This window comes from Xanthomonas bonasiae (assembly GCF_014836395.1).
Lineage (GTDB): Bacteria > Pseudomonadota > Gammaproteobacteria > Xanthomonadales > Xanthomonadaceae > Xanthomonas_A > Xanthomonas_A bonasiae.
Window position 1 is genome coordinate 126,569 of record NZ_JACSQX010000002.1, and the last position, 22,924, is coordinate 149,492.

Consider the following 22,924-nt stretch of genomic DNA (forward strand, 5'->3'; position numbering starts at 1 on the left):
TCGCCGCCAGACGGGAAAAGCCCCGGTTCGCCGGGGCTTTTCTAGGGTGAGCTACGCGCAGGCCGGCGATCGCTGGTTAATCGGGGCGCGACGTCTACCGATTAACGTTACCGGATAGCACGAATCAAGAACTGCAGGAAGTTACTTCTGTAGACAATCAGACAATCCCCAAACTATCAACGGCATATCGCCGCACGCCGTGTATCTACCGCATATTTGTCAACAGCTGGCCTCTGCGACTCGCGTAAGGTGGAATCGCCTGAACGGCAGGCGATAGACCCTTAGCAGGGGAAGGAAAAGCTATGGAATGGAATATTTCGAAAATCGCGGCGCTGGCGTCGGGCGTGTTGCTGTGCTCGGCGTTTGCCACGGCCGCTCATGCGCAGACCTGCTGCCCCACCGGCGGCGGTAGCCAGATCGCCCGGCAGGGCTTTGGCGAAAGCGCACCGGCCGCAACCGATCTGTCGGCCAACGCGACCGTGAGCATCTACCAGTTCGAGCGCAACGGGGTGACCTACCTGCAGATCAACGACGCGAATGGGCAGGTGCGTGGCGCGATCGGACGCATCGAAAACACCGCCTGGGTGACGCCGATGGGCAAGGACGTGGATCGGGTCAGCATCGTCGATGCGCTGGACTACAGCCGCGGCACCGTGGTCTACGATGCGCGCTACTTCACCGTGCAGCGAGCCAGCACCACCAGCGGCGACGCGTGGACCGTCACCATCAAGAAGTGACGGGGCGCCGCTCCGACGGTTCGGAGACAAGGAAGCTCATCTTCAGCTCATGGCGGCGCCGGCAGGTGCCGTCATGGGCTTTCAGCCGGCTCGCCAGTTCCCACTCGATCTCGTCCACGCGCTTGTCCGCTGTTTTCCTGGCGACCAGCAGCTCCGGATCGGCGGCGATCGTCACCACCAGGCCACGCCGGCCACGCGCTTTCCACACCCGCGCCGTGATCCGATGGCGGCTGCCGCTGGGCAGCACCTCCATCGCATTGAGCACGCAGCGGTACGCCGCCAGTTGCAGGCCGATCGACAACTGCCGCGATTCGCCGCGCAGCCGCGTCTCCACCTCGGTGTCGCAGGCATTGGCGAAGGCGATGGAACTCAATGCGCCGTAGAGTCCATGGGTCTCGATGTCCAGCGGATACAGCGCGGCGACGTAGTCGTCCATCAACTGCGCCTGGATCACCCCGGTACGGTTCATCTCCATGGCCGCAGCGTAGTGGCCGCGCTCCTTCAGCGAAGAGGCGATGTCGCGGCGCAGCTTGTTGAGGTGGGTATGGATATCGGTGTACTCGATCACCCGGTTGCGCAGCGTGCGCTCGGCCGACATGTAGCTGGCCTGCGCCACCTGCAGCGCCTGCTGCTCGGCATAGCCGAAGTGCCGCGCCTGGCGGAACGCGCTGGAAATCTTCGAGCCGAGCACGAACAGCAGGGTCGCCGCGACCGCGATCAGCATCTGCACGTCGAAGCCCTGCTGATCGTAGGCGCCCGGGTAATTCACCCGCGGCAGCGACATGGCAACGGCCAGGTTGGCCAGCACCACGCCGACCGCCGAGCCGCGCCAGCCGTAGGACAGAGTGAGCCAGGCGCCCGGCACCAACAGCGCCAGCAGCACGACCTGGTGCATCAGGCCCGAGGTCTGCATGGCCAGCACGAAGATGCCCGCCACCGCCAGGACCGCGATCGCGGAGTCGCGCAACAGCTTGCTGGGCATGAATTTATCGGTCTTGCGACGCAGCCAGAGCAAGGCCGGCAGGAAGAACATCAGAATGCCGAGGTAGCTACCGATCCAGTACCTGACGCTGGTTTCCAGGGTGATGAAGGCGGCCGGCCCGTCCAACATCGCGTTGACCGCCTTGTTGACCAGCAGGCCCCACAGCGCCAGGCCAACCGTGAGCAAAGGCAACCAGCGCTGCACCGCCGAGGCGCCGGGAAAGCGGCTGCGGAAAGCCCACGGCAGCAACGCGAACAGCGGCGCCGCCAGGAACGGACTCAGATACGCCCACAGCTCACTGACCCCGTCGTGGTTGGCCATCGGCAAGCGCATCGTCAGCAAGGCGGCGGCATCGCCCAGGAACACGTAGGGCCACAGCCGGTAAGGCAGGAACAGCAACGCCGCCGCGCGCAAGCCGGCCGGCAGGAACCATTGGTCCACCGACCAGCGCCACACGAACATGTAGAGCGCGCAATACACCGCGCTCAGGAGGATGCCGCCAGCGAATTTTTTCAGTGTAGCCATGCCACCTTGATCCTTGGCAGGATGCCCAATTGGCGCAAACATACAGCACGGCGCAAGCGCGCACAGTAGACAGTTTGCGCAGCGCAATACGGCGGCAACGCCTTGCGCGGCGGGGGTTTGCGGGGATTTCGGAGAGGCTGGGACCGGCATCTCATTCGGCATGGTCCCAGACCGGGGCAATTTTGCCGGTTTCGCGTATCACGCGTCCGTGAGAGTGCCGCCGCCATTGGGCTGCGACGTATGCGGCGAGCGCTGCATCGGCGCGGCGGCGGCGATTGTCGGCATTTTGTCGGAGCGGCGCGGCTTGACTAGAATCGGACGGAGCGGCCGGCACTCGGCAGCGGCGGCGGAACGCGGGGAAATGGGAACGCGACGCATGTCTTGCCGAAGCGCCCGACCCGCCCCTGCCCTGGCACGCTCCGCATCGCTCTCGTGCAGCGCGGAGCGTGTCGGCTACCGGCCTCCGGCACGGCCGGGCGGCGACAGCGTCGCTCGACAATCCGAAGCGGCCCGGTGGTGCGCAAGCAGGCGTTGCACGCCGCGGATCCGGCCCCCCGGCCACGACGCGCCCGACAAGCATCGCCGCGCATGAGGCCGACACGCTGATTTGCCGATAAAAGCCGCATCGGCCACACTCCTTGCAATCTTGTTCCGCGAATCTGCATGCATCACGACACCAGTCTCATCGACATCATCGCGGTCGGGCTCGCCCTCGCCTTCGTCCTCGGCGCCCTCGCCCACCGCATCAAGCTCTCGCCGCTGGTCGGCTATCTGGTGGCCGGCATCTGCGTCGGTCCGTTCACTCCCGGCTTCGTCGCCGACCAGGCGCTGGCCAACCAGCTGTCGGAACTGGGGGTGATGCTGCTGATGTTCGGCGTCGGCCTGCATTTCTCGCTCGAAGACCTGATGGAAGTGAAATGGATCGCGATCCCCGGCGCGCTGGCGCAGATCGCGGTCGCCACCCTGCTCGGCTGGGGCCTGGCCTGGAGCATGGGCTGGCCGACCCTGCACGGGCTGGTGTTCGGCCTGGCGCTGTCGGTGGCCAGCACCGTGGTGCTGCTGCGCGCGATGGAGGAACGGCGCCTGCTGGAAACCCTGCGCGGGCGCATCGCGGTGGGCTGGCTGATCGTCGAGGATCTGGTGATGGTGCTGGCGCTGGTGCTGCTGCCGGCATTGGCCGACGCGCTCGGCGGCAAGGGCGCCGGCACCGGCGCGATCCTCGGTGCGCTGGGCATCACCCTGCTGAAGATGGCCGCGTTCGTGGTGGTGATGCTGGTGGTCGGCCGCCGCGCGATCCCGTGGGTGCTGGAGAAGGTCGCCGCGACCGGCTCGCGCGAGCTGTTCACGCTGTCGGTGCTGGCGATCGCGCTGGGCGTGGCGTTCGGCTCGGCGACCCTGTTCGGGGTGTCGTTCGCGCTCGGCGCGTTCTTCGCCGGCATGCTGCTGAAGGAATCGGAGCTCAGCCACAAGGCGGCCAACGATTCGCTGCCGCTGCGCGATGCGTTCGCGGTGCTGTTCTTCGTCTCGGTCGGCATGCTGTTCGACCCGCACATCCTGCTCGAGCATCCGTGGCAGGTGCTGGCCACGTTCCTGACCATCACCGTCGGCAAGTCGCTGGCCGCGTTCGTGATCGTGCGCGCGTTCGGCCATCCCACCGGCATCGCCCTGACCATCTCCACCAGCCTGGCGCAGATCGGCGAGTTCTCCTTCATCCTGGCCGGGCTCGGCGTCAGCCTGGCGATCCTGCCCGAGACCGGGCGCGACCTGATCCTGGCCGGCGCACTGCTGTCGATCATCGCCAACCCGCTGCTGTTCACCTGGCTGGACCGCTGGCAGGCCAGGCAGGCGGTGGACGCGCCGGTGACGGTGGAAGCGGAACTGCCGCCGGGGCCGTCGCTGGACCTGGTCGACCACGCCATCGTGATCGGCTACGGCCGGGTCGGCAGCACGCTGGCGGCGGTCCTGCGCGAGCGCGGGGTGCCGGTGCTGGTGATCGACGACAACCGCGAACACGTGGAACGCGCGCATGCCGACGGCATCCCCGGCATCCGCGGCAGCGCCGCTGCCGACCGGGTGCTGGCCGAGGCGCATCCGGAAAAAGCCAAGATCGCGATCCTGGCGATCCCGCAGCCGCTGGAAGCCGGCGAGGCGCTGGCCAAGCTGCGCGCGCTGAATCCCGGACTGACCCTGCTGGCCCGCGCGCACAGCGATGCCGAGGTCAAGCACCTGCTCGAGCACGGCGCCGACGGCACGGTAATGGCCGAGCGCGAGCTGGCCTATTCGCTGGCCGAGATGGTGATGGCGACGCCGCCGTACCGCGCCATGCGCGCCGTGCCGGGCTGAGGCTTGCGCGGCGTCCGTTCGTAGAAGCCCCGTCACCGGCGCAAGCGCGCTGCATCCCTGCATAGGTGCCGGCGCGCACAAAAAGCGTCTACACGAATGCAGCGGCGGCCACCGAAACCTACTTGATAACCATTATCGTTTAGGCCAGGATTGCAGCCCCTTCCCCAGCCCCGCTCGCCCTCCCCCATGGCTTGCAAGATCGGGTTGCTCAATTCGGTGCCCAGCCCGTTGCTGTGCGAGATGTTCGGCCACCTTGGCTACGACTTCGCAGTGCTCGACCTGGAGCACGTGCTGCGCTCGCCGGCCGAGCTGGAACATGCGATCCGCGCCTGCGAACTGGGCGGCTGCGAAGCCTGGGTGCGGGTGCCCGAGGTCGACGCCAAGCTGATCGGCCGGGTGCTCGACGCCGGCGCGCGCGGCGTGGTGCTGGCCGGGCTGGACAGCGCCGAGCAGGCCGAGCGCGCGGTCGCCGCCGCGCACTTCCCGCCGCGCGGCCGGCGCGGCATCAGCGGCGGCCGCGTCACCGGCTTCGGCAGCGTCGCGCTGGCCGACTACATCGAACGCACCCGGCACACCCTGCGCGTGGTGCCGATGATCGAAAGCGCCGCCGGCGTGCGCGCCCTGCCGCAGATCCTGCAGGTGCCGGGGGTGTCGCTGGTGATGGAAGGCGCGCTCGACCTGGCGCTGGACCTGGGCGTCGGCCCGCAGCCGACCCATCCGCAGGTGTGGGCGCAGCTGCTGGCGATCGCCGCGGCCTGCGGCGACGCCGGTATCCCGTTCTGTCCCAATCCGCGCGACGCGGCGCAACGCCGGCACTGGCTGGCGCAGGCGGACCTGCAGTGGCTGTTCGCCGGCGAAGACCGCGCGCTGCTGCAATCCGCGCTGCGCCAGCACGCCGCCGAGCTGCGCGCGCATTGATCCTTCGTTCTCCGGAGTCGTCGCCTTGATCGTTTCGCTTTCCCCCTCGTTGCTGGCCCTGGCCGTCGGCGCCGCCCTGCTCGCCCCGCCCCTGGCCAGCGCCCAGCAGGCGCAGGACCCGCAGGACGCGGCGGCACGGATCCGCCAGCTGGATACCGTGCAGGTGCAGGGCAGCCTGCTCGGCCGCTCCACCGTGCAGGACGTGCAGCATTACGCCGGCAGCCGCCAGGTGATCGACAACGCGCAGCTGCGCAACGGCGCCAACCGCTCGCTGGACGACGCGCTGCAGCGCGTGCCGGGGATCAAGGTGTTCGACGAGACCGGCACCGGCGCGCTGCCGCAGATCATGCTGCGCGGCCTGTACGAGAGCCGCAGCGGCCGCGTGCAGGTGCTCGAGGACGGCATTCCGCTGGCCCTGGCGCCGTACGGGCAGACCAGCCTGTCGCTGTTCCCGGTCGGCCTCAACCAGGTCGACCGCATCGACATCGTGCGCGGCGGCGCGGCGGTGCAGTACGGCCCCAACAACGTCGGCGGCGTGATCAACCTGATCAGTCCGGACATCCCCACGACCTGGACCACCACGCTCGGGCAGAAGGTGACCGCCGGCGGCGCCGGGCACTATCTGAGCGACACCGCGATCAGCACCGGCGGCTACGCCAGCGATACGTTCGGCCTGCAGCTGGACGCGAACTGGACCAAGGGCGAGTACTGGCGCGAGCACAGCGACACCGACATCAAGAACCTGCGCCTGCGCGCCGAATGGTGGCTGGCCCCGGACAAGCTGCTCAAGGCCAGCGTGCAGCGCTACGTGGCCGACATGGACATGGCCGGCGCCTTGTCCACCGCCGACTATCTGCGCGATACGCGCCAGTCGACGCGGCCGCTGGACGCATTCACCGGCCGCACCACGCGCGCCTCGCTGGTCTACCAGCAGGACTTCGGCGATCTGGGGCCGTTCCACGATCTGCGCCTGGACTGGAGCAACTTCAGCGCGCGCAGCAGCCGCAACTTCATCGTCGGCATGCGCTCGGCGTCCAGCGAGACCTGGCGTGCGGATCTGCCGCCGCAATTGCGGCAGAGCGCGCCGCGCGATTTCAAGGTCTACGGCAGCGAGCCGCGGCTGAGCTGGAAGATGGACTCCGGTGCGGTGAGCCAGCAGTGGACCGTGGGCGCGCGCGCGATCAGCGAGGACATCGACTTCCTGGTCGGCAATACGCGGCTGAGCGACGGGCTGTACACCCTGGTGCGCGACTGGCGCTTCAAGGACCGCGGCGCCGCTGCCTACGTCAGCGATGCGATCGGGCTGGCCGACGACCGCGTCACCATCACCCCGGGGCTGCGCTACGAGCGGGTGGATTCGCGCTATTACAACCTCGCCAGCGGCGCCAGCACGCGCAACAAGACCAGCGACGTGTTGCCCGGCCTGACCCTGGGTTTCCAGGCCAGCGCGCAGTGGTACCTGTACGCCGACGGGCAACGTTCGCTGCGTGCGCCGCAGGTCACCCAGATCATCTACGGCGACAATCTCGACGCCGAACTGGCCTGGAACTACGAGGCCGGCGCGCGTTACCATCCCAACGACCGCACCCGCGTGCAGTTCGGCGGCTATCTGATCGATTTCGATCAGCAGATCCAGCTCGACAACACCACCCGCACCTATCGCAACCTGGGCAAGACCCGCCACCAGGGCGGCGAGGTGGAACTGCAATGGAGTCCGGCGCAGCTGCGCGCGTTGACCCTCAACGCCGGCTACGCCTACCTGGACGCGCGCCAGGAATCGGGTGCCTACGACGGCAAGCTGGTGCCCTACACCTCGCGCAACCAGCTCAGCCTCGGCGCGTCCTACCAGCCCGGTCACACCACCGTCGCAGTGTCCGGCTATTACTTCAGCCGCGCCTTCAGCGATGCCGCCAACAGCGTGCAGGAAAACGCGATCGGTTCGGTCGGCGAATTGCCGGCGTACTGGGTCTGGAACGCGCAGCTGAGCCAGGTGCTCAGCGAGCGCGACAGCGGCAAGCTCAGCGCCTCGCTGGCAGTGAACAACCTGTTCGACCGCACGTACTGGTACCGCGGCATCGACACCAGTCCGTGGGGCCGGCAACCGGCGCCGGGCCGCAGCGTCACCCTCGGCCTGGAATACCGCTTCTGATCGCCGCTGCCGTCGAACGACGACGGTAGCCTTGCAGTACCGCGCGCCCCCCGGCGCGCCGCCGCTCGCGGGAGACGCGAGCCTTTACAGCGAACGCGGCCGCGTTCGCAACGCACCCAGCGCGCGCCCGATGCGTGCGCCAGGCAGTCCCCAAGCGCCGCAGCCGCGGCCTCCTGCTCCCCGTGTCCGCAGATCGCGGCCGCGCGCGATGGCGCGCGCGTCCGCCCCTGTCTTCCGAACGAGAACCGATCATGACCCCGCATGACGCTCCCCTGCTGATCCTGAGCCACGTCTGCCATCCGGCAGTGACCGATGGTTTCATTCCCGCGGCACAACGCCTGGGCGTTCCGGTGCTGCTGCTGACCGACCGCCGCCACGAACACCTGGCGCACTTCCGCCGGCATCCGCCCACGGTGCCGTTGCAGATCCTGGAGTGCGACGTGTTCAATCCGCTCGGCGTGCTCGACCTGCTCAGCACCCTGCAATTGCAGCCGCGCGCGGTGTTCAGCAACAGCGATCATCTGCAGACCAGCGCCGCGCTGGTCGCCGCCGCGCTGGCACTGCCGGGCAAGGACTGGCAGATCTGCTATGCGGCCAAGAACAAGGCCGCGATGCGCCAGCGGCTGCGCGCGCGCGGCCTGCCGGTGCCGTGGTTCTGCAGCCTGGCGCCAGGCGCGCCGCTGCCGGCGCAGGCGCCATGGCCGCTGATCGCCAAGCCGCGGGAAGGCGTGGCCAGCCTGGACGTGCGCCATTGCGCCGACGCCGCCGCGCTGCAGGCCTATCTGGACGACTTCTGGCAGCGCCATCCGCAGCGCAGCGTGTTGCTGGAGAGCGTGCTGCAAGGGCCGTTGTTCACCGTGGAAACGCTCGGCGACGGACAGCGCCTGCAGGTGCTGGGCGGCTTCGAGGTGCGCCTGTCGGCGCCGCCGCACTTCGTCGAATGCGAGGCCAGCTGGCGCGGCGATGCCGACACGCCGGCGCTGCGCCAGGCAGTGGCGCAGCTGCAGGCGTTCGGCATCGGCTTCGGCGCCTGCCACAGCGAATTCATCCTGACCGCCGACGGGCCGGTACTGGTCGAGATCAACTACCGCAGCATCGGCGACGGCCGCGAATTCCTGCTCGACCGCATGTTCGGCGGACACTGGTTCGACAGCGTGCTCGGCCTGCACCTGGGACAGCCGCTGCCGATCCTGCGCGCGCAGCGCGAACACGCGCTGGTGCGCTACTACGTCGCCGACGCCGAAGGCACCCTGGCCATGGCCAGCGACGACCAGGCCTGCAACGACACGCGCTGGGAAGCGCGCTACCGGCGCCTGCGGCAACCCGGCGACAGCATCCGCCTGAGCCACTCCAACAAGGACTACCTGGGCGCGCTGGACGTGCTCGCCGACGCCGCGGCCGACCTGCCGCTCGCGCTGGCCGCGGCCGAGGCGCCGCTGCAGTGGCGGATCGAGGCCGGCACGGGAGCGCAGCCATGAACCTGGACGACCGCCGCTACATCGACCTGCGCATCATCGACGCCTGCCTGCGCGAAGACCTGCGCGGCATCGTCAGCCGCGGCGCCGCCGCCACGCCATCGCCGGCCCTGCTCGCGGCCTGGCCGGCACCACTGCCGAACGCGCTATGGTGGCGTATCGCGCATCTGCCCGACGGCGAACTGTGGCTGCCGCTGCAACGCCGCGGCTATCTGCAGGACCTCAGCGCCTGCAGCGACGGCTGGCTGCTGCGCGACGGCGACCGCGTCGCCTTCGAATCCGGCGCCGCCACCTGGCTGGCACGGATCAGCGCCGGGCTGGATGCGGACACCCAGCGCCTGCACCGCGCCTATGCCGACGAAGCGGAGTGCGCGGTACGCCAGCGCGCGCTGGCGCGGCAGGCCTACGCGCAACAGCGCCCGTTGCTGGCCGCCGCCCTGGACGCAGCCGATGCGCACGAACGCGCCTACCGCTGCGAACAGCTGGCCAGCCATCGCGACCATCCGTTCTATCCGACTGCGCGCGCCAAGGTCGGACTGGACGACGCGCAGCTGCCGCACTATGCGCCCGAGTTCGCACCGTGCTTCGCGCTGCGCTGGCTGGCGCTGCCGGCGGCCGCGGTGGCGCAGACCACGCCGCCGCCGGCGTTCTGGCCGCGTCCGAGCACGCTCGGCCTGGCGCCGGCGCTGGACGCCAGCCACATCGCCTGGCCGCTGCACCCGCTGACCTTCGCGCGCCTGGGCGAAACGGACTTCGCGCTGCCAGACGGCGCCATCGCCGCGCCGCAGCCATGGCTGCAGGTGCGCCCGTCGCTGTCGGTACGCACCGTCGTCCCGCTGGACCACCCGGACCACCACCTCAAGCTGCCGTTGCCGATGCGCAGCCTGGGCGCGCTCAACCTGCGCCTGATCAAGCCGTCCACGCTGCACGACGGGCACTGGTTCGAACGCGTGCTGCGCGCCATTGCCGCGGACGATCCGGCCTTGGGCTCGCGCTACCTGCACGTGGACGAATCCCACGCCGGCCAGGTCGGCGAGGCGCGCCACCTGGCCTATCTGCTGCGCCGCTATCCGCCGTTGCCGGAGGCGACGCTGGTGCCGGTGGCCGGCCTGTGCGCCGCGATGGCGGACGGCCGCCCGCTGGCGCTGCACCTGGCCGAGCGCTTCCACGGCGGCGACCTGCACGCATGGTGGGACGCCTACCTCGGGTTGATGTGCCAGGTGCACCTGCGGCTGTGGCTGCGCTACGGCATCGCGCTGGAAGCCAACCAGCAGAACAGCGTGCTGATCTACGCCCCCGGCCGCGCACCGCGCCTGCTGCTGAAGGACAACGACGCGGCGCGGGTGAAACTGTCGCGGCTGTATGCGCAGCGGCCGGATCTGGCGCAGTTGGGAACGCCGCGCGACGTGCGCATTGCGGTGGAAGACGAGGCCGCGCTGGCGCGCATGTTCTGCACCATCATCCTGCAACTGGACCTGCAGGCGGTGCTGGAAGGCCTGGCCGAAGCACAGCCTGCGTTGCGCGCGCCGCTGTACGCGCACCTGCGCGCGCGCCTGCACGGCACGCTGCGGGAGCTGCATGGCGAAGGCATCGATACCGCGCCGGCGCAGGCGCTGCTGGCGGCGCCGCGGCTGCCGGTGAAGTACCTGCTCAGCGCCGGCAGCCTGCTCGGCAAGCAGATCACCGGCGCTGCCGACATCAACAAGTTCTACGGCGACAGCGCGCCCAATCTGCTGCGCGAGGAGATCGAGGCCGCGGCAGCGCCCGCTGTCGCGGTGCCGGCGGCATCCGCGCACGGAGTGGCGCGATGAAGCGCGTTCTCGGCCCGGTACTGGCCGCGCACTACCTGGCCGCGTTCACCGCGCTGGGCATGCCGCTGTTCCTGCCGCAGGTACTGCAACAGCTGGCGCCGGGCGCGGCGATCGGCTGGAGCGGCGTGCTGTACGTGCTGCCGACCCTGTGCACCGCGCTCACCGCCGGCGCCTGGGGCCGGCTGGCCGACCGCTACGGACGCAAGCGCTCGCTGCTGCGCGCGCAACTGGGCCTGGCGCTGGGGTTCGCGATGGCCGGCTTCGCCCCCGACCTGGGCTGGCTGGTGGCCGGGCTGGTGGTGCAAGGCGCCTGCGGCGGTTCGCTGGCCGCGACCAATGCCTATCTGACCACGCAGGCACGGACCGGGCCGCTGGCGCGCGCGCTGGACTGGACCCAGTTCTCGGCGCGGCTGGCGATGGTCACCGCGCCTGCGTTGCTCGGCCTGGCCAGCGCGCTGGGCCCGGCGCAATCGCTGTACCGCTATCTGGCGCTGCTGCCGCTGCTCGCCTTCGCGCTGAGTTGGCGACTGCCCGCCGACCCGCCGCGGCCACGCCACGCCGCCGCTGCGGCGAATGCCGACGCGCACGACGACGCCGGCCGGCGCCGGCAGCGCTGGGCACTGTGGAGCACGCAGTTCCTGTTCTGCTTCGCGATGGTGGTGACCTTCCCATACTTCCTGCCCTACGCGCAGGCGCAGGGCATCGGCAACGCCGCCGCCGCGGGCCTGCTGTACAGCCTGCCGCACTTGGTCTACCTGGTGCTGCTGCCGTGCTGGCGCGGCAGCGAGCGCCGCGCCTCGCCGCTGCCGGCCGGGTTGGCGCTGTTCGCGCTGGCCTGCCTGCTGCAGGCGGTGCTGCATGCGCCAGCGTCGCTGATCGCCGCGCGCCTGCTGTTCGGAGTGGGCATGTGGATGGCGCTGCGCGGACTCAACCGCAGCCTGGCCGGCATCGCCAGCGCGCACGCCGCCGGGCAGTTGTTCGGCCGCTTCGATGCGTTCGGCAAGTACGCCGGCGTGGCCGGCGGCGCGCTCGCCGGCGCCCTGGTGCAAGGCCACGGCCTGGCCGTGCCGTTCCTCGCCGCGGCCGCCGCGGCCCTGCTGGCGCTGGCGCCGGCCCTCTCGCTCACTTCCGTACGGAGAACCGCGCATGTCCCCGCTCGCGACGCATGACCCGCTGCACGACCCGTGGTACGACAGCCTGGCGCAAGCGCAGGCGATCACCTGCTGGCTCAACTGCTACCTGCGCGAAGTGGCGATCGGCCGCGGCCAGGCCGACTTCGACTACCGCGGCCTGGACCGTCCCGGCATCGCCAGCGCCGGCGAGCGCTGGCTGCGCCTGCAGCTGCCTTCCGGCGCCGCGTTGTGCCTCCGCCTGGCCCAGGCCGACACGCTCGGCCGCTGCCGTTTCGACTCGGCGCCGTACCTGAAAGCCAACGGACAGCCGTGGCATTGCCTGGACGCGACGGCGCTGGTGCGCCTGTTGCTGCAGGAACTGGCCGACGGCGAGGCATTCAACGCCGAACTGCTCGCGCAGAGCGACAACAGCATCGCGGTGACCGCGCAGCTGCTGCGCTGCGCCGACGCCGCCGCGCCCAGCGGCGAGGCGATGATCGATGCCGAGCAATCGATGCTGTGGGGACACGCGCTGCATCCGACGCCGAAGAGCCGCGAAGGCGTGCCGCTGGCGCAGGTGCTGGCCTGCGCGCCGGAGGCACGCAGCCGGTTCCCGCTGTTCTGGTTCCGCATCGATCCGCGCCTGTACCGCGCGCAGGGCCAGGACGTGCGCGCCACGCTGGCGCAGGCTGGCGGCGCAGCGGATCTGTATCCGTGCCATCCATGGGAAGCCGAGCGCGTGCTCGCGCACCCGCTGCTGCGCCAGGCGCAGGCGCGCGGCTGGATCGAACCGCTGGGCGAACGCGGCCTCGCGTTGCGCCCGACCTCGTCGGTGCGCACGCTCTACCACGCCGACCTGGACTACTTCCTCAAGCTGTCGGTGCATGTGCGCCTGACCAACTGCGTGCGCAAGAACGCCTGGTACGAACTGGAAAGCGCGGTCGCGCTGACCCGCCTGCTGGCGCCGGCCTGGCGCGAACTGGCGCAGCGCGTGCCGGGCTTCCAGGTGCTGCTGGAACCGGCCGCCACCGACCTGGATTTCTCGGCGCTGGGCGGCGATGCGCAGGCCTGCCGCGCGCTCGGCGAAAGTTTCGGCGTGCTCTACCGGCAGGCCATCCCCGCGCCGCAACGGCTGCGCTTCCAACCGCAGGTCGCCGGCGCGCTGTTCACCCGCGACGCGCGCGGCGATGCCGCCTGCGCCGCGCCGCTGCAGGCGCTGGCACGGCGCCACGGCAGCCTGGATGCGGCCACCACGGCCTGGTTCCGGGCCTATGCGCGACTGCTGCTGGACGGGGTCTGGAGCGCCTGGTTCGACTACGGCATCGTGCTCGAGCCGCACCTGCAGAACACCGTGATCGGCTGCGCGGACGGCCTGCCGGCGCGGGTCTGGATCCGCGATCTGGAAGGCACCAAGCTGCTGCCGGCGCGCTGGCCGGCCGCGCGCCTGCACGGCATGTCCGAAACCGCGCGGCAGTCGCTGTACTACAGCGCCGAACAGGGCTGGAACCGGATCGCCTACTGCGCGCTGGTCAACAATCTGGCCGAGGCGATCTTCCATCTGGCCGACGGCCACGACCACCGCGAGCGGCGGCTGTGGCGGATCGTCGGCGAGATCGCGCAAGCCTGGCAGCAGCGCCACGGCCCGCAACCGGCGCTGCAGGCCCTGCTCGACGGCGCGCCGCTGCCGGCCAAGAACAACCTGCGCCTGCGCCTGCTGCAACGCGCCGACCGCCATGCCGACTACACCCTGCTGCCCAATCCGATCGTCATGCCGGCGCAACGGCAGGCCGCGGCATGAGCCTGCACATCGATCCGGCGCCGCTGGCGGCCGCGCTGGCGCAGTTGCGCGAGCGCGGCGACGGACCAGTGTGCGCCTACGTCTACGACCTGGCGGCGCTGCGCCACCATGCCGAAGCGATGCGCACGCAGCTACCCGCCGAGTGCGAGCTGTACTACGCGGCCAAGGCCAATGCCGAGCCGCCACTGCTGCGCACGCTGGCGCCGTGGGTGGACGGTTTCGAGGCGGCTTCCGGAGGCGAGCTGCAATGGCTGGGCGACCACCAGCCGGGGCGGCCGTTGCTGTTCGGCGGTCCCGGCAAGCTCGACGCCGAACTGCGCCTGGCCACGTCGCTCCCGCAGTGCACGCTGCACGTGGAGAGCCTGGGCGAACTGCAGCGGCTGGCGCGCATCGCCGCGCACGCCGGGCGCCGCGTGCCGCTGTTCCTGCGCATGAACATCGCCGTGCCCGGCATGCAGGACACGCGCCTGGTGATGGGCGGGCGGCCCTCGCCGTTCGGGCTGGACGCGCTCGACCTGGAGGCGGCCATGCAGCTGCTGCGCGACGCGCCTGCGCTGCAGCTGGCCGGCTTCCACTTCCACCTGATGTCGCACCAGTGCGACGCGCAGGCGCAGCTGCGCCTGGTCGCCGGCTATCTGCAGACCGTGCAGGGCTGGCGCCAGGCCTACGCGCTGGGTCCGCTGACGGTCAACGCCGGCGGCGGCTTCGGCGTGAACTACGCCGATGCGACGGCCTCGTTCGACTGGTCCGGATTCTGCGCCGGCCTGCCGGCGCTGCTGCGCGCGCATGGCGACGGCCTGCGCCTGCGCCTGGAGCCGGGCCGCTACGTCAGCGCGAGCTGCGGCTGGTATCTGATGGAGGTGCTCGACATCAAGCGCAGCCATGGCGAGTATTTCGCCATCGGCCGCGGCGGCACCCATCACTTCCGCACCCCGGCCGCGCAGGCCCACGACCATCCGTTCCTGGTGCTGCGCGGCACGCAGCCACCGCTGCTGCGCGACACGCGGGTGACCCTGGTCGGCCAGCTGTGCACGCCCAAGGACGTGCTGGCGCGCGCGCAACCGGTCGCGGCGCTGGCGCCGGGCGACTGCCTGGCGTTCCCGCTTGCTGGCGCCTATGCCTGGAACATCTCGCACCAGCGGTTCCTGATGCATCCGCCGCCGCAGATGCTGTTCGTGGACGAGACGGGCTAGCCGGCGTCGCGCTGCACCGGCACGCAGATGTCGGCGCGCAGTTCGGCTTCGGCCACCGTTTCCGGATCGTCCAGATACAGGTAGTGCAACGGCGCATCGCGCAGCGCATGGCCGCTGCCCGGCAGCCAGTCGGCCAACACCCGATCCAGCGCGTCCTCCAGCTGCGCGTAGCTGCCGACCTGGCGCAGCAGCGCGTAGTCGCCGCCGCCAAGCGTGCGCAGCGCGAACGGCGCCGGCGGCGACACCGCGGCATCGAAACCCATCGCGCACTCGAACACGTGCGCGCGCGCTGGCAGGTCGCGATGGTCGCTGAGCGGAATGCCGACCAGCGCCTGCAGCCGCTCGGCCACGCCGGCACGCTGCGCCCAGGCGAACAGGCGGCCGAAGCCGGCATCCAGCGCATCGAAGGCGCCACGCCGGCGCAGCACCACCACCTCGAACGGCGCCAAGGTCCGCACCGCGATCCGCAACGGTGCCGGTGCCGCATCCACGGCCTGCCGCGGCGGCTGCGCCAGCGCCTGCGTTCGTGCGGCCAGCGCCGCCGGATCGGCACGCAGCTGGCTGGGGCTGGCGTCGAGCGCATTGCGGAAACTGCGCGCCAGCGCCTGCGGCGTCTCGTAGCCCACGGCCAGCGCGATCTCGGTGATCGAGCCGGTGCCGGCAAGCAATTGCAACGCATGCAGCAGGCGCAGCCGAGTCACGGTGCGGCCGACGGTTTCGCCGGTCATGGCGCGGTAGACGCGATGGAAGTGGAACGGCGACTGGTGCGCCACCGCGGCCAGCTCGGCCAGGCCGGGCAAGGCCGCGCGCGCCTGCACGCGCTGCTGCAGGTGTGCGAGCGCGCGTTCGATGCCGCGCTGCTGGGAAGACATCCGCGTCTGTCGCATGGCCGATCTCCGCAAGGTCGAGCCAGTGTGCCGCGCCGCGCGGCGCCACGCGTTCCCGATCTTGCGCCGATCGCCCAGCCCGCTCGCCGCGCCCCGGGGCTGCGCTAGTGCGCCTGCGCCGGCAGCGGACGCCGGCTCGGCAGCAGCGCCGCCACGATGCCCAGCAGCGGCAGATAGGACATCGCCTGGTACACGAACACGATGCCCTCGCGGTCGGCGAGCAGGCCGAGCACCGCCGCGCCCAACCCGCCCATGCCGAAGGCGAAGCCGAAGAACAGCCCGGAGATGGTGCCGATGCGGCCGGGCATCATTTCCTGCGCGTACACCAGGATCGCCGAGAACGCCGAGGACAGCACGAAGCCGATCAGCACGGTCAATGCGGTCGCCGCATGCAGCCCCACGTACGGCAGCGCCAGCGCGAACGGCGCCACGCCCAGGATCGACACCCAGATCACCGGCTTGCGCCCGATCCGGTCGCCGACCGGGCCGCCGATCAGCGTACCCAGCGCCGAGGCCAGCAGGAACGCGAACAGATGCAACTGCGCGCTCTGCACCGACACCCCGAAGCGCTGGATCAGATAGAACGTGTAGTAGCTGCTCAGCCCGGCGATGTAGAAATACTTGGAGAAGATCAGCAGCAGCAGGATCGCCACGATCCGCAGCACGGTCTTGCGCGGCAATGCCGGCGCCGTGGCGAGCGGCCGCGGCGCGGCGCGTACCGCCTGCAGGTGCAGCGCGTACCAGCGGCCGACGTAGGACAGCAGGGCGATGCCGAGCAGCGCCGCGGCGCCGAACCAGGCCACGGCGTGGCGGCCGTTGGGCACGATCACCGCCGCGGCGATCAGCGGCCCCAGCGCGGTGCCGGTGTTGCCGCCGACCTGGAACACCGACTGCGCCAACCCATGCCGCCCGCCCGAGGCCAGCCGCGCGATGCGCGAGGATTCGGGATGGAAGATCGCCGAGCCGATCCCGACCAGCGCCGCGGCCAGCAGCACCATCGCGAAGCTCGGCGCATACGCCAGCAGCAGCAGGCCGCACAGGGTCGAGGTCATGCCCAGCGGCAGCGAGTACGGCGCCGGGCGGCGATCGGTGCGCAAGCCGATCAGCGGCTGGAACAGCGAGGCGGTCAGCTGGTAGGTCAGCGTGATCATCCCGACCTGGGCGAAGCTGAGCTGGAACTGGCCCTTCAGCACCGGGTACAGCGCCAGGATCAGCGACTGCATCATGTCGTTGATCAGGTGCGAGGAAGTGATCGCGGCGAGGACCCCGGCCACTACCGGGCGGGGTGTGGCGGCGGCAGGAACGGTGGCGGCGGCAGGGCGCAGGCTCGACATGGCGGACCGGTCAGTGGGGGCTCGGCGCGCATGGTAGGCTGACCCGCTTCGACCTTCCTGCGCAACATGCCCACCACTCGTCGAGAAAAGGACAGGAATACCGCCAGCGCCGCGCCGGCCGCGTGGAGCATCGACGACGCGCCCGCCGACGTGGTGTGCAAGCCCGCCGACTATCCCAGCGAGACCGCCATCGCTCCGCACCGGCATGCGCGCCACCAACTGGTCTACGCGCTGCACGGGCTGATGGTGGTGCGCTCCGGCCAGGGCCACTGGGTGGTGCCGAGCACCCGCGCGCTATGGATGCCGGCCGGCACCGTGCACAGCGTGCGCTGCGTCGGCACGCTGGGGATGCGCAGCCTGTACATCCGCCCCGGCGCGATCGCCGGCATGCCGGCGCAGCCCACGGTGATGGCGGTGGAGCCGCTGCTGGAAGCGCTGATCCGCAGCGCCGCCAGCGTGCCCTGGGACCACGCCGCCGACTCGCGCGACGGACGCCTGATGCGGCTGATCCTGGACGAGCTGCACGCCCTGCCGGCGCTGCCGCTGCACCTGCCGCAGGCGCACGATCCGCGCCTGCTGCGCATCGGTGCCGCGCTCGATGCCGATCCCGCCGACGGCACCACCCTGCACGACTGGGCGGCGCGGCTGGGCGTGGACGTCAAGACCATCCAGCGCCTGTGCCGGCGCGAACTGCAGATGAGCTTCGGCCAATGGCGGCAGCAGCTGCGCCTGCTGCGCGGGCTGGAGCGGCTGGCCGCCGGCGACCGCATCATCGACGTGGCGCTGGAACTGGGCTACGACAGCCCCAGCGCGTTCACCGCGATGTTCAAGCGCCAGTTCGGCCAGCCGCCGAGCCAGTTCTTCCGTTAGCGGCGCCGAGCGCGCGGCGGCGGCAGCGCAGCGGCGCCGCATCCGCTGCCGTGCGGCCGCCACCGCCGCCTGCAGGCTGGGGGCGCACGATCAGGCAGCGGATTCGGATCTGGAAGCGGCGGACGCGCGGCGTTCGCTGATGCGTTCGACCGTCTGCATGTGTTCCGTGCCCCACTCGCACAGCCCTCCCAGTGCGGTCGCCAGGGATTGCCCGAAAGGGGTCAGCGAATACTCGACCTTGGGCGGGATCTCCTGGAAGTCGATGCGCGCGACGACCTGATCGCGCTCCAGCTCCTTGAGTTGCTGGATCAGCACCTTGTCGGTCACGCCGCCGATGGCACGCCGCAATTCGCCATAGCGATGCACGTTCTTCGCCAGATTGTAGAGAATCAGCGGCTTCCACTTGCCGCCGAGCACGGACAGGGCGGCCTCGAGACCGCAACTGAAAGTGGTGTTGGCCATGATCCGATCGCTCCGAAGGTACTTACCTGATGGTGCATACTATTCAAAATAAAAGCACAGATCTACAGTTGCGCCTCGACATTCTCTGGAGCGCATCATGAGCAGGCTCAACGGCAAGATTGCAGTGGTTACCGGCGGCAACAGCGGCATCGGTCTGGCAAGCGCGGTGCGCTTTGCGGCCGAAGGCGCCCAGGTCGTCATCGTGGGACGCCGGCAGGAAGAACTGGACAAGGCACTGCGCCTGATCGGTGCCGACGCCATCGCCATTCAGGGCGACATTTCGAGGCTGGACGATCTGGACCGCGTCTTCGCCCAGGTCGAAGCCGCCAAGGGCCGCATCGACGTGCTGTTCGCCAATGCGGGGCTGGGCGACTTCCAGCCGCTGGGATCGATCACCGAAGACTCCTTCGATCGCACCTTCGGCATCAACGTCAAAGGCACGCTGTTCACCGTGCAGAAGGCGTTGCCGCTGATGCGCGCCGGCGGTTCGGTGATCCTGACCGGCTCGACCACCGGCACCATGGGCACACCGGCATTCAGCGTGTACAGCGCCACCAAGGCCGCGCTGCGCAATTTCGCCAGGAGCTGGGCGCTGGACCTGAAAGGCACCGGCATTCGCGTCAACGTGCTTTCGCCGGGGCCGATCTCGACGCCGGGCCTGGATCTGGCGCTGTCCAGCACCGGCCAGCAGGAGGCGATCATCGACGGCATGACCGCGCAGATCCCGTTGGAGCGCATTGGCCGGGCGGACGAAGTCGCGGCGGCGGCGTTGTTCCTGGCGTCGGACGAGAGCAGCTTCATCACCGGCAGCGAAATGTTCGTGGATGGCGGGTTCGCGCAGGTTTGATTGATCTGCGCTGTCGATGCGCTGCGGCCAATGACCGCAGCGCATCTGCCGCAGGCCGGAACGGGTGACCGCCTCATCGGCGTGGGGGGTCGCACTCGGCTAGGACGGTTCGAGCGCCAGTTCGGCCAGCCGCCGAATCGATTCTCTCCCGCTATCCCGTGAACCGTGTCACGGTCCGGTCAGACCCGCAGGCGCAGGATGCGCGCACCACCGACCGGAGCACCGCCATGACCCGTTCCCTCTCCCTCGCCGTGTGCCTGCTGCTGGGCCTGAGCGCCATGCCGCCGCTGGCCGACGCCGCGGCCAGGCCGCAGACCGCGCAGCAGTCGCTGATGGCCCAGTGTTCGGCCCAGAACAAGGGCAAGAAAGGCGACGACTACAAGGCCGCGCAGAAGGCCTGCCTCAGCGGCAGCAGTGCGGCGCCGGCATCGGGCAACGCCTCGCAGCAACGGATGAAGGACTGCAACGCCAAGGCGGCCACGCAGAAACTGCAGGGCGATGCGCGCAAGACCTTCATGAGCGGCTGTCTGAAGAAGCAGTGACCGGTCCGGCCGCCTGGGCCGCGAACATGGCATGGACGCGTGCCGCAGGCAGGCCGCGTCCAGCGCAGGGAAAGGCTAGGCCGCAGGATCGGCGGCGCGGTTCGTTGACGGCATGCGACCGCTCGGCGCCGCGGCATGATCGACCGCGCCATGCTCGACTGGGATCGGCACGTAGTCCTCGCTGAAAGCGACCTCGCCCGGCCGCCATCCGGCACGCCGACGTACCGCGCCCCAGAACCGCTTCAATCCCTCCAGTTGCAGCGCGACCAGGCCCAAGTCGTTGTCGCGATCCACCATCGGATCGCCGACCCCGGTGGGACGCACTGGCTCACCGTACAACGCGGTGCCGAACAGCACGTCCCAGAACGCGAACACCTGGCCGAAATTGCAGTTGTGCAGGTTCGGCCGCTGCGGGTCCACGCGCATGTGGTGCAGGCGGTGGAAGCGCGGATCGACCAGGAGTTTGTCCAGCACCGGCCCGAAGCCGAAGCGCACGTTGGCGTGCGACAGGTTCTGCACCAGTTCGCCGAGCAGCATCAGCCAGGCGAACTCGTCGGCGGCGATGCCGAACGCCACGCCCACCGCGGCCAGCACGAACGATTGCAGCGCACCGTCCAGGTAGTTGCTGCGATCGTTGGCCCAGCAACTGAGCTGGCGCTGGCTGTGGTGCATGCTGTGCATCGCCCACCACCACGGCAGCCAGTGCTGGATCCGGTGCATCCAGTAGTAGGTGAAGTCGTAGGCCAGGTAGTACAGCGCGAACAGCGCCAGCGGATGCCGGTCCAGCCATGGCCATGCGTGACGCAGGCCGGATGCCGGCGCCGCCGCAGCGCTCGCGTCGGCGCCGCCCAGCGCATTGGCCAGCGGGGTCAGGATCAGGAACGAGAACAGCGGGAACACCCCGACCAGCATCAGCCAGGTGTAGTGGAAATCGATCCTGGCCAGGCGCCGGTGCTCCCAGCGCTCGGCCGGCCACAGGCTTTCCAGCGGGCGGAACAGCACGCCGATGATGCACAGCTGCAGCGCCGCGATCAGCAACGAAGCGGCGATCTCGCGCGGGTCGTCGCTGAGTCCGGTCAGGTGCAAGGCGGCCAGCAGCGGCGCCACCGCATGCTCGGCCACCGCGGCGACGACGACAGACCAGGCATGCGCGATGGACAACATGAGGACGGCTCCTGGCCTGCGGACACGACGACGCCGGCGCGGCCGCCGGGCAGATGGGCGTGTCGTCCATCCCCGCGCAGAACGCGCCGGCAGCAAGGCTGCGGAGTGGAATTGCCAGGCCGCCAGCGGGCGGCGCGCGGCGCGACCCGACCGCCCAGTCTGGCGCTACGCCACGCACCGCCCGCCGACAGCACGCCAACCCCGGCGCGACCTGCGCGAGGATGGACGACACGCCTTAGCGTGGCGGCCGATCCTTTCGCCTGGCTGTCGTTCGCGCGTGCCTGTCGCCGGGGGCGATCGTCGTGGCCGCGGCGCCCAGGCCGCCGCGGCCGCACGTGGCTCGGGCCGGGGCGCGAGTCAGGCCTGCGCCAGCGCCTGCCGCAGGTCGGCGAGCAGGTCGTCGATGTGTTCGATGCCGACCGACAGGCGCACCGTGTCCTCGCTGACCCCGCTGCGCTCCAGTTCCTGCGCCGACAGCTGGCGATGCGTGGTCGAGGCCGGATGGGTGGCCAGCGATTTCGCGTCGCCGATGTTCACCAGCCGGGTGAACAGCTGCAGCGCGTCGAGGAAGCGCGCGCCGGCGGCGCGGCCGCCGCGCAGGCCGAAGGTGAGCACGCCCGAGCCGTGCCCGCGCAGGTACTTCTGCGCCAGCGCATGCTCCGGATGCCCGGGCAGGCCGGCGTAGTTGACCCACTCCACCTTGGCCTCGGTCTGCAGGTGCCTGGCCACGGCCAGCGTGTTCTGGTTGATCCGGTCCATGCGCAGCGGCAGCGTCTCGATGCCCTGCAGGAGCTGGAAGGCGTTGAACGGCGACAGCGCCGCGCCGGTGTTGCGCAACGGCACCACCCGCGCGCGGCCGATGTAGGCGGCCTCGCCCAGCGCCTCGGTGTAGACCACGCCGTGGTAGCTCACGTCCGGTTCGTTGAGGCGGCGGAAACGCTGCGCGTGCGCCGCCCAGGGGAACTTGCCCGAGTCCACGATCGCTCCGCCCAGGCTGGTGCCGTGCCCGCCCAGGTACTTGGTCAGCGAATGCACCACGATGTCGGCGCCGAAGTCGATCGGCCGCAGCAGGTACGGCGTGGGCACCGTGTTGTCGACGATCAGCGGCACGCCGTGCGCATGCGCGATCGCGGCGACCGCTTCCAGGTCGGTGACGTTGCCGCGCGGATTGCCGATCGACTCGACGAAGATCGCCTTGGTGCGGTCGTCGATCAGCCCGGCGAACGCGTTCGGATCGCGGTAGTCGGCGAAGCGGGTTTCGATGCCCGACAGCGGCAGCGTGTGCGCGAACAGGTTGTAGGTGCCGCCGTACAGCGCACTGGAGGAGACGATGTTGTCGCCGGCCTCGGCGATGGTCTGGATCGCGTAGGTCACCGCGGCCTGCCCGGAGGCCACCGCCAGCGCGCCGATGCCGCCTTCCAGCGCGGCGATGCGCTGCTCGAGCACATCGGTGGTGGGATTCATGATGCGGCTGTAGATGTTGCCCTGCACCTTCAGGTCGAACAGGTCGGCGCCGTGCTGGGTGTCGTCGAAGGCATAGGCCACGGTCTGGTAGATCGGCACCGCCACCGCGCGCGTGGTCGGATCGGGGCGGTAGCCGCCATGCACGGCGATGGTTTCCAGCTTCCAGTTCGGGTCGGACATGGGCGGGTCTCGGCAAGAGGAGCCGAGACGATAGCGCCATGCGTGGCGGCGGATGCAAACCTGCGGTTATGAGGCCATGCCGCGGGGTTGTCAGCGCATTCGCACCCGAACGCCCGCGCGGCTGGGCAGTC

General features: G+C 70.1%; 18 protein-coding genes. 12 read left to right on the forward strand and 6 right to left on the reverse strand.

Features of this window, described 5'->3' with window-relative positions:
• The first annotated feature begins 302 nt into the window (after window positions 1-302).
• Entirely contained in the window at window positions 303-737 is a 435-nt protein-coding gene (locus H9658_RS03370) for a hypothetical protein (protein ID WP_179566574.1), read from the forward strand.
• On the opposite strand, the gene H9658_RS03375 is transcribed toward H9658_RS03370, so the two are convergent.
• Entirely contained in the window at window positions 727-2,244 is a 1,518-nt protein-coding gene (locus H9658_RS03375) for an MASE1 domain-containing protein (RefSeq protein ID WP_179566576.1), read from the reverse strand. The two genes, H9658_RS03370 and H9658_RS03375, sit on opposite strands and share 11 nt — an antisense overlap.
• 663 nt (window positions 2,245-2,907) lie before the next feature.
• Here H9658_RS03375 and ybaL point away from each other — a divergent pair.
• The 8 genes from ybaL to H9658_RS03415 all read left to right on the forward strand — a co-directional run bounded on the left by ybaL (window position 2,908) and on the right by H9658_RS03415 (window position 15,043).
• Window positions 2,908-4,587, forward strand: a complete 1,680-nt coding sequence (gene ybaL, locus H9658_RS03380; protein WP_179566578.1) for a YbaL family putative K(+) efflux transporter — start codon at window positions 2,908-2,910, stop codon at window positions 4,585-4,587.
• Between the two features lie 186 nt (window positions 4,588-4,773).
• Complete coding sequence (locus H9658_RS03385) at window positions 4,774-5,505, forward strand: HpcH/HpaI aldolase family protein (RefSeq protein WP_191824352.1); 732 nt, start codon at window positions 4,774-4,776, stop codon at window positions 5,503-5,505.
• A 25-nt stretch (window positions 5,506-5,530) separates the two neighbouring features.
• On the forward strand, window positions 5,531-7,654 hold the full coding sequence (locus H9658_RS03390) for a TonB-dependent siderophore receptor (protein WP_191824353.1): 2,124 nt from the start codon (window positions 5,531-5,533) through the stop codon (window positions 7,652-7,654).
• 251 nt (window positions 7,655-7,905) lie between these two features.
• Window positions 7,906-9,132, forward strand: coding sequence for an ATP-grasp domain-containing protein (locus H9658_RS03395; protein WP_191824354.1), 1,227 nt, complete (start codon window positions 7,906-7,908; stop codon window positions 9,130-9,132).
• Window positions 9,129-10,940, forward strand: a complete 1,812-nt coding sequence (locus H9658_RS03400) for an IucA/IucC family siderophore biosynthesis protein (protein ID WP_191824355.1) — start codon at window positions 9,129-9,131, stop codon at window positions 10,938-10,940. The genes H9658_RS03395 and H9658_RS03400 overlap by 4 nt, the downstream gene beginning before the upstream one ends.
• The gene (locus H9658_RS03405; protein ID WP_191824356.1) at window positions 10,937-12,109 is read left to right on the forward strand and encodes an MFS transporter; all 1,173 of its coding nucleotides are present in this window, start codon (window positions 10,937-10,939) and stop codon (window positions 12,107-12,109) included. Before H9658_RS03400 ends, H9658_RS03405 begins: the two co-directional genes overlap by 4 nt.
• The gene (locus H9658_RS03410; RefSeq protein WP_191824357.1) at window positions 12,087-13,850 is read left to right on the forward strand and encodes an IucA/IucC family protein; all 1,764 of its coding nucleotides are present in this window, start codon (window positions 12,087-12,089) and stop codon (window positions 13,848-13,850) included. The genes H9658_RS03405 and H9658_RS03410 overlap by 23 nt, the downstream gene beginning before the upstream one ends.
• Window positions 13,847-15,043: a type III PLP-dependent enzyme gene (locus H9658_RS03415; RefSeq protein WP_191824358.1), complete on the forward strand. Its 1,197-nt coding sequence runs from the start codon at window positions 13,847-13,849 to the stop codon at window positions 15,041-15,043. The genes H9658_RS03410 and H9658_RS03415 overlap by 4 nt, the downstream gene beginning before the upstream one ends.
• On the opposite strand, the gene H9658_RS03420 is transcribed toward H9658_RS03415, so the two are convergent.
• On the reverse strand, window positions 15,040-15,930 hold the full coding sequence (locus tag H9658_RS03420) for an AraC family transcriptional regulator (RefSeq protein ID WP_191824359.1): 891 nt from the start codon (window positions 15,928-15,930) through the stop codon (window positions 15,040-15,042). The genes H9658_RS03415 and H9658_RS03420 overlap by 4 nt on opposite strands.
• A gap of 104 nt (window positions 15,931-16,034) precedes the next feature.
• Window positions 16,035-17,264 (reverse strand): MFS transporter, encoded by a 1,230-nt coding sequence (locus tag H9658_RS03425; protein WP_191824360.1) that lies wholly within the window; start codon window positions 17,262-17,264, stop codon window positions 16,035-16,037.
• Between the two features lie 66 nt (window positions 17,265-17,330).
• On the opposite strand from H9658_RS03425, the gene H9658_RS03430 reads away from it, so the two are divergent.
• Window positions 17,331-18,134 (forward strand): AraC family transcriptional regulator, encoded by an 804-nt coding sequence (locus H9658_RS03430; RefSeq protein ID WP_191824361.1) that lies wholly within the window; start codon window positions 17,331-17,333, stop codon window positions 18,132-18,134.
• Between the two features lie 90 nt (window positions 18,135-18,224).
• Here the strand turns inward: H9658_RS03430 and H9658_RS03435 are convergent, their stop codons facing one another.
• The gene (locus tag H9658_RS03435) at window positions 18,225-18,596 is read right to left on the reverse strand and encodes a winged helix-turn-helix transcriptional regulator (protein ID WP_191824362.1); all 372 of its coding nucleotides are present in this window, start codon (window positions 18,594-18,596) and stop codon (window positions 18,225-18,227) included.
• Window positions 18,597-18,693: 97 nt separating this feature from the next.
• Here H9658_RS03435 and H9658_RS03440 point away from each other — a divergent pair, with 97 nt between their 5' ends.
• Together H9658_RS03440 and H9658_RS03445 are read left to right on the forward strand one after the other, a co-directional pair.
• Complete coding sequence (locus tag H9658_RS03440) at window positions 18,694-19,443, forward strand: SDR family NAD(P)-dependent oxidoreductase (RefSeq protein WP_191824363.1); 750 nt, start codon at window positions 18,694-18,696, stop codon at window positions 19,441-19,443.
• A gap of 227 nt (window positions 19,444-19,670) precedes the next feature.
• On the forward strand, window positions 19,671-19,985 hold the full coding sequence (locus H9658_RS03445) for a PsiF family protein (RefSeq protein WP_191824364.1): 315 nt from the start codon (window positions 19,671-19,673) through the stop codon (window positions 19,983-19,985).
• Between the two features lie 75 nt (window positions 19,986-20,060).
• On the opposite strand, the gene H9658_RS03450 is transcribed toward H9658_RS03445, so the two are convergent.
• Together H9658_RS03450 and H9658_RS03455 are read right to left on the reverse strand one after the other, a co-directional pair.
• On the reverse strand, window positions 20,061-21,149 hold the full coding sequence (locus H9658_RS03450; RefSeq protein ID WP_191824365.1) for a sterol desaturase family protein: 1,089 nt from the start codon (window positions 21,147-21,149) through the stop codon (window positions 20,061-20,063).
• Window positions 21,150-21,506: 357 nt separating this feature from the next.
• Entirely contained in the window at window positions 21,507-22,793 is a 1,287-nt protein-coding gene (locus H9658_RS03455) for an O-acetylhomoserine aminocarboxypropyltransferase/cysteine synthase family protein (RefSeq protein ID WP_191824366.1), read from the reverse strand.
• Window positions 22,794-22,924 lie beyond the last annotated feature (131 nt).